The following is a 7,131-nucleotide window of genomic DNA, read 5'->3' on the forward strand; positions in this document are numbered from 1 at the left end:
AATCGCGCGGCAGTGAGGTTTATACAAAAACGGAATATCATTAAGTTAATTCTTCTTTTTTATCAAGTTTATACCAATGATAAAATTGTCTAACTGCATCAAAGTCTGATAAATTTGTTCTATTTTGTTCTTCCCAATTAACCTCGCTGGCACTTAATTTTTCTTCAGAATATATCTTTAATAGGTTTTGAGCCATGTATTCCTTATCCAGAATGGATATCAAATACTGATAAGTTTTCTCATCTAAATTTCCATCACGATATTTTTCATTTCCTATTGCTCTATATCTGGGTAAATATGTTCTTAGGACAGCAATAGATTTTTTGGGATTTTTATCTATTACTTTATGGATATATTGATTGAAATTTTCTTTATCAAACCCTTCCCAAAATTTACAAATCATATATGCTTCTTCGGGAAAAACTTCAAATATATCTTTTCTACCAGATTCTTTTAAAACACGTTTAAGTAATATCTTCCAAATTTCTTTTATTTGTTCTTTAGTAAAGATATTATCATCTTTTTCCTCATTAGGATTTAGCCATCGTAAAATATCAAATGCGAATTCCAGAGAGGAGGCTTTATGGACAATTTCTTTGGAAAAAGATAATTGTTCTTTTATGACATTATGTTTTTTTATCAATAAAAAAATGAAAATTGCCAATTGACCTTTGGGAGATTTTGATTCAAAAAAATGATTCTGTAAATTATTCGGAAATAAATCGGTATTTAGGATTAATACGCTTACCAATTTTTTAGTTATATCCCAATTGAACTCATCTTCTATGTTTCGTAATTTATATATAAAATTGCCAGCAGAACTGTTTTGTGTTAATTCCTTTACCTCTTTTGCGATTTCTTTTTCTGACATTAGAGGTAAATTAGAGATAAATTGCTCAAACGACACATCTGATATTTCTCCTTTAATAACGGAATAACTAAAATACCTATTGAAATATTCTTGTGAAGCGATACGTTTGTTTTTATACCAATCTGTTGGCGTTCTATAAGGAAAATAGATATTTTGGTAAACCTTTTTTAGTAGAGGGAACAATTCTTGTAATAATTCAATTATAGATTTCTTTTCTTTTTCATGAAACTCATTACACAGTTTATTTATCTCTTCTTTTAAAACATTTTTTTTATCTTCATCTGATTCTCCAAGTGCATTTTCATAGTCACCAATGAAATATTCGGGATTTTCTTTTACAAATTTATAAATCTGAGGATAAATAATTTTTAGGGCTTCCATCATCATCAAATCTACAAAATTAGCTTCACCAGCTAACATTGGAATAGAAAATGATAGTATATTACTATATCGAACAACCATACGAGGAGTTTCAAATTTATTTAATAGATGTGTCGTAAATAAGGATACAAAACGTCTTCCCTCATCTTTAGGTAAGTCTAGCTGGATTGTTTCGAAAATGCCATTAATTAGTTCAAAACAATAATCTCTAAGTGCTTCTGGTTGTGCTTTTGGAAGATTTAAAGGAACTTGTATTATTTTTTCAAGAAAATTCCTTCCTGACTCTGTATCGCCATCACCAAATCTATCGGCTATAGATTTGGATACTACTTGTTCATCAAAAGAAAGTATGTAAGTAGTATTCGTAAAATCAGCAGTTAATTTTACTAAGCGAAAAACAGAATAAATTTCATCTTTATCAAGCCTGTCTATATCATCAATAAATATAACAAGCTTCTTTTTGCTATCGATTATAATTTCGTTTAATCTATTTTTTAATTCTTCTATATCGACCGTTCCAAGCCAATTTCCTACAGTATTTACGATTTTACTTATATCACCTATTTTAGGCATATCGCAACTTATAAAATCACTTTTTTTACTAAGCCATTTCCCTGTTCGTTCTTTTCGACTTAGTAGTTTTATTTTCAGTGCTTTTGAGATTTTATCGAAAAAATTAAGTAATAATGTATTTTCATCACTATATCTCCAAGGATTAAACTTGATACGAATAATCTCATTGTTTTTTGAGAGTTCTGAGTCGATAAAATTGATAATAGATGTTTTCCCTTCACCCCAACTTCCATAAATGCCTAGTACAATTCCATCATTGCTTTTTGTTTGCGTTATAGTTTCTGCGATGCGACAGGCAAAATTATATCGTTGAAATTTATCTTCTGATTCTTTCACCGCGGGTCTATCTGCAATGAGGTCTTTGTTATTTACCATATCTTTTTTGCTTGCTGGTAATACAAAAATATTAATTTATCTCGAGAGTTTATATTCCGTTGTAGCACGATCGGTATTATATGGCTTTTTATTTACCACGCGATACAATCGTGCTATAGCGAAGGCGTGATGCCGAGTATTTCACCCCGGCTACCTGATCCGGAACATTGCATAAACCGTTCGTTCTCCGGTTCCGGTTTTTACCTGTTTCCGCAGCCGGTATATGCCTGCCGGGTAATCTACTTTATCACGGTACAGGAAAATATCATTTGACATAGACTCTCCCGGCATCGTATAATATGCCACCATATCAAAACCCATATTGTCGACATAGGGAACCAATTGCCATTGCATATCTACCAGGCGATCTATTTCGTAAACGGTACCGAACTCGATCTTATCCTCCGAACTGTTGGTTATGATATATTGTATCTTTTCCGGGACACTGTCGTATACACCCGGTACGACCTCAAACTTTATGTCCGGCCGGGTGTTTCTTTCCCCATCAAGGGAGAAAGGCGCCGTCAGCGTGGTTTTTCTGCTTCCGGCATACACCTCCTTCCGGATACGGTATTCTCCTGCGGGGTAGGCAAACCGTCCGGGGTATATTTCAACGGGATACAATACTGAGGTATCATGGGCCGGCAATTCGTACATGATATCGATAAATGCGGTTTCGTCGTTCACAGGCATCGGGATCCAGTCCTCGCCGTCGAGCCGGTCTATTGTATAGTATGCCCCGTATCCGACAGCTGAATCAGTCGGATTGATGAGCTGGTAAACAAGCGTCGTTTCGCCGGGAGCTGCCGAAATGTTGGCTGCCGTCATTTTCAGTTTTTTAGGTCCCGGCTCAGTTGCGCAACCGGTCATTACTGCAAAGCATATGGCATACAGGATTGTTGTCATTATCTTTTTCATCGGTATCTTATTCATAGACTGATTTTTTTCCTTTCAGTGCAGCTGTAGCACATTCTTTTAACGTTTTATTTTTTGATGCCGCAAAGCGTTCCAGATAGCTTTGACTGGTTGGATCTTTCCATTTGCTCATCGCTGAAAGCAAGGATTCGCGCGGATCTCCTAGTCCGCGGATGGAAATGTCTTTCTCATTCTTACCGTCCAATATCGAAATAATCATTTTGATAGCTTCTTCCGGCGGGTGCATATCATCAAAGGTCAGTATATCTGTTGCACCGTTTAAAACCGAAAGGTTACCGGATCTCAACAACTCTATTACAGGTTCGGCATCATTCGGGGTTTTACGCTTCAGTCTTACGTACGACCTTGCTGCTGCAATGGTGATCATATTGTGAGGCTCGTTCTTATCTATAATTGATTTTAAATCGGGCAGTATTTTTGAATAACCGATCCTTCCTGATGCCAGGATCATTTCAGTCTGGGTTTCCCACGTCCGTTTGTCCTCCCGCTCTTTTACATAGGCATGATACAGGTTGTCTCCCAATTGGACCAGCTGGTTTTTTCCAATTTTCTTTGCCGCACTTCTGCGTTTCCCACTTGATTTATTTTGCAGGTCGCCTGCTATCTGGGAAATTTCCTCAGCGGTTAATTGCTTTTTTACCATGTATTGTATATTTATGATGGATCATTATGACCATTTACATGATTTCAAATTTAGTCAATTTTTTGTTTTGGCGGATCATTTCCCATCCGCTCATTTGAAGATAATCCTGGGATCATGAATAATATTTATATGAAAGCAGGTGGGTATTCTGAATTTTTCTATAGAAAAATCCTATTTTTACAGGATATCTTTTTATTTGATGGATCATATTCCAACCCGTAAAACATCGGAACATTTTCAGGGAGAAATTGCCCGTATGCGGTATGTCTCTGGGGAAGATCAACCGCAAATTTCTTCCCGCATGCATGCACACAGGGATGATTATTATATTTTCCTGTTGATAGAAAAAGGCGAGGGAAAAGTATTGATCGACTTTGAAGCGTGTGAAATAAAGGAAAAAAGCGTTCTTTGCATCCGCCCGGGACAAGTCCATTTTTCAGATGGTAATGTCACTGCCGATGGTTGGCTTTTAGCTGTCGACAGCATAGCAGTGAGGGAAGAGTACAAAGAAATATTCGAAAAATCCGTTATCACCGAAAATACAGTAAATCCCAATGAGGATGCATTCAATGATTTAACGGATTGTGCCCCGATGTTGTGCCGAAGACTTAAATCCGACGAAAGTAAAACCGGACAGTATATTGTACAGGACCTGCTCTCTTCTTACATTGGCATGATAGCCGAAGCCTATCAGAAAGAAATACCCGCACCGGTCAACAAACGTTCGGCAGCGATCACTTATGAATTCAAAGCCTTATTGTCCGCCAATTACCGGTTGCTGAAACGTCCTTCGCAATATGCCGCCCGATTGAATATTTCCCCGGTATATTTATATGAAGCCGTCAGGCAAACTACCGGACAGAGCGTAGGTGATTATATCCGTAACGAGATCATGATACAGGCCAAACGCCTGTTGTTTTACTCGAATATGGGTGTAAAGGAGATCGCGCTGGAATTGGGTTATGAAGACTGGGCGTATTTTACCCGTATGTTCACTAAAATATCGAAACTCTCGCCTACCCAATTCAGGAAAAAATACCTTAAATAATCCAATTTATACCTTCTTTTCTCCATTTTACTTGATTATCCTTTACCGTTACTTTGTATCCGGATAACAATCAATACGAAGTAAGATGATCGATGTAACAGAAAGATTAAAAAGGATACAGACTCCTTATGTCCGGGCAGATCTTCACAAATGTGAAGCCTGCTGGAGATGTGTCGGTGTATGCCCAGAAAAGATAATCGGTAAAGTAGGGTTATTATGGCACAAGCATATTGTTTTTAAAGATTCCGATAATTGTTCGGGATGCAGGAAATGTATCAGGGCATGTCCTTACGGAGTATTCACCCAACAAATATAAAAGCTATGGAAACATCACATAAAAAAACATTCAGCCGACGTAAGTTTGTGTCTGTCGGACTATTTTTAACTTTGGTTGTTCTGGTCATAACCGGAACACTGATTCAGGTGTTTGAAACTTTTGAGGAAGGTTTTTCCATACATTTTTTCACTGCCGTTCATGTTTTGACCGGATTTGTTTTTGCCGTTTTATCTGTTCTTCATACCATAACAAACTGGAAATCGCTGAAAAATTATATAAAAAACAAGGCTGTTACTGTAAGCAAAGAAGCAATTTTCGCTTTCCTTATGATGTTGTTAATCGTACTGATCGGATTTCTTTTTGCACATGTTCATTTTTAAGTACTCAGTGCTATTTATTATTTTCTTAAGTAGCATTGATCAAGTTGATTACGTTCAGAAAGTATAGCATTAATTGTTTTTTATTACTTAAAGTCTGGAAATACTCCTTTTTTGTAAACATTTCCTATGCCTGCCACGTGATATAACCTTGCGAAAGCAAGAATGGATAAGGAATAACCGGAAATATACAGGTTACTTAACAGCGGACGCTCGATTCATACAAAAGCGTATTTGCTGTTTCTGCCCTCGCATATCAGGCTTTATGTAGTGTTGTCCGGGACCATGTTCCGGCCGCTTTTTATAAAATTGACTATAAAGTAAAATCAATCGGGAGTGAAAGCGGTCATCATTGCAAGGGTATCCATGTAATCTCTCCAATGGATGATCTTTCTGTCCTTTAGTGTTACAATAGAGCAGAACTGGTTGTCGTATTTCTTACCGGTGAAAGGAATTATTCCGTGAACTTCATATTCCAATGTAATCACTCCCTGCTCTGCGGCCATGTACATTTTCAGATGATCGGCCGAATGTAAAACGGCCGAATAGCCACCAAACCACTCCATATAAGCATCCCGTCCTACAATTTTTGTTGTAAATCCAGGAACATGATACATAAACTCAAAAACAGCATCCTCTGATAAAGCTTCCCAAAAATGTTCTCCATCGACATATCCTTTCAATCCTTCCATTACGATATTGAAGAAGGGCTCTGCTTCTTTTTTAAATCCCGGATGATTTCGGTTCACGGCTTTTGTTTCGTTTGAATTGTTCGTCATATTTTTCATTATTGTTGGAACAAAAATAAATAGGCAAAGTGACAACGTATTGTCAGGAGTAATGAAAATATTTATAACGAATAATCCTTCAGGTACTCAATTTGTGTTTTTTTAGGCAGTTTTTTCAACACCTCCTTTACCGAATGACGGATCCAAAATTTTACTGTTTCATCGTTCATATCACCGTTGATGATAATACTGTTCCAGAATTTCTTATTGAAATGCCAGGCAGCTTCCACGCTGGTATAGCGTTCCCGCAGGTCGATCGCCTGTGCAGGATCACATTTTACCGAAACCTTTAATACAGGGTCATTTATCGGTATTACAGCAAACCATTTATCGAATATCCTGAAAATAAGATATTCGTCATCAAAAGGCATATATTCTGTTGCGTCCTTAATTGAGAGACAATATTCCCGTAATTTCTCTATGTTCATTTTTCTTTTTTCTAGCTGCCGAATATAGAAATTTATCTACCATTTCCTGAAATTTTCTTTGGTTATTTCCTCTATCAGCCGGTACTCTTTTTCTTCTTCTGACCTTAATTTTTCCATAACCGGAATATTTCTAATTGTCGTTATTTCGTTTTAGTTACTTCGTAGGGAGAGGCAGTCCGAAAGCCCGTAACATCGAGAGTTTGTCGAAATAACCCCGCTGGAAGATGATTTCATCGTCTTTTACGTGAAAGAAACCACAACCGCGTAACCCTGTCGGATCTTTCCATTCGAGCATGGCCCATTCCCCGTCCTGAAAGATATTTTCAGGCATACGTACCATATCAGCCGCTGCAAATTCGTCTTCGAACATACGCTTTATTGAAGTCTTGCCCACAACAGGATCATTTGCGACCTGGTGGTTTATCGCATCGTCG

General features: G+C 37.3%; 9 protein-coding genes. 3 read left to right on the top strand and 6 right to left on the bottom strand.

All coding sequences use genetic code 11. The annotated features are described in order from the left end of the window. Positions 1 to 40: 40 nt before the first annotated feature. The 3 genes from LBQ60_11735 to LBQ60_11745 all read right to left on the bottom strand — a co-directional run bounded on the left by LBQ60_11735 (position 41) and on the right by LBQ60_11745 (position 3,779). Positions 41 to 2,200: a KAP family NTPase gene (locus LBQ60_11735; GenBank protein ID MDR2038583.1), complete on the bottom strand. Its 2,160-nt coding sequence runs from the start codon at positions 2,198 to 2,200 to the stop codon at positions 41 to 43. A gap of 150 nt (positions 2,201 to 2,350) precedes the next feature. After that, positions 2,351 to 3,118, bottom strand: coding sequence for a hypothetical protein (locus tag LBQ60_11740; GenBank protein MDR2038584.1), 768 nt, complete (start codon positions 3,116 to 3,118; stop codon positions 2,351 to 2,353). A gap of 7 nt (positions 3,119 to 3,125) precedes the next feature. Continuing rightward, complete coding sequence (locus tag LBQ60_11745) at positions 3,126 to 3,779, bottom strand: hypothetical protein (GenBank protein ID MDR2038585.1); 654 nt, start codon at positions 3,777 to 3,779, stop codon at positions 3,126 to 3,128. A 199-nt stretch (positions 3,780 to 3,978) separates the two neighbouring features. Between LBQ60_11745 and LBQ60_11750 the strand changes: the two genes are divergently transcribed. From LBQ60_11750 to LBQ60_11760, 3 genes are all read left to right on the top strand, one after another. Next, positions 3,979 to 4,827, top strand: coding sequence for an AraC family transcriptional regulator (locus tag LBQ60_11750; GenBank protein ID MDR2038586.1), 849 nt, complete (start codon positions 3,979 to 3,981; stop codon positions 4,825 to 4,827). A gap of 85 nt (positions 4,828 to 4,912) precedes the next feature. Further along, the gene (locus LBQ60_11755; GenBank protein MDR2038587.1) at positions 4,913 to 5,143 is read left to right on the top strand and encodes a 4Fe-4S binding protein; all 231 of its coding nucleotides are present in this window, start codon (positions 4,913 to 4,915) and stop codon (positions 5,141 to 5,143) included. Between the two features lie 5 nt (positions 5,144 to 5,148). Continuing rightward, the gene (locus tag LBQ60_11760) at positions 5,149 to 5,484 is read left to right on the top strand and encodes a DUF4405 domain-containing protein (GenBank protein ID MDR2038588.1); all 336 of its coding nucleotides are present in this window, start codon (positions 5,149 to 5,151) and stop codon (positions 5,482 to 5,484) included. Between the two features lie 323 nt (positions 5,485 to 5,807). Here LBQ60_11760 and LBQ60_11765 read toward each other — a convergent pair whose 3' ends face one another. The 3 genes from LBQ60_11765 to LBQ60_11775 form a co-directional block, all read right to left on the bottom strand. Then, complete coding sequence (locus LBQ60_11765; protein ID MDR2038589.1) at positions 5,808 to 6,260, bottom strand: nuclear transport factor 2 family protein; 453 nt, start codon at positions 6,258 to 6,260, stop codon at positions 5,808 to 5,810. A gap of 71 nt (positions 6,261 to 6,331) precedes the next feature. Continuing rightward, positions 6,332 to 6,697 carry an MmcQ/YjbR family DNA-binding protein gene (locus LBQ60_11770; GenBank protein ID MDR2038590.1) on the bottom strand — a complete coding sequence of 122 codons (366 nt, stop codon included), beginning with the start codon at positions 6,695 to 6,697 and terminating at the stop codon, positions 6,332 to 6,334. Between the two features lie 154 nt (positions 6,698 to 6,851). Beyond that, positions 6,852 to 7,131: ester cyclase (locus LBQ60_11775; GenBank protein ID MDR2038591.1), on the bottom strand; the 280-nt coding region annotated here is incomplete at its 5' end.

The organism is Bacteroidales bacterium (genome assembly GCA_031275285.1).
Classification (GTDB): domain Bacteria; phylum Bacteroidota; class Bacteroidia; order Bacteroidales; family UBA4181; genus JAIRLS01.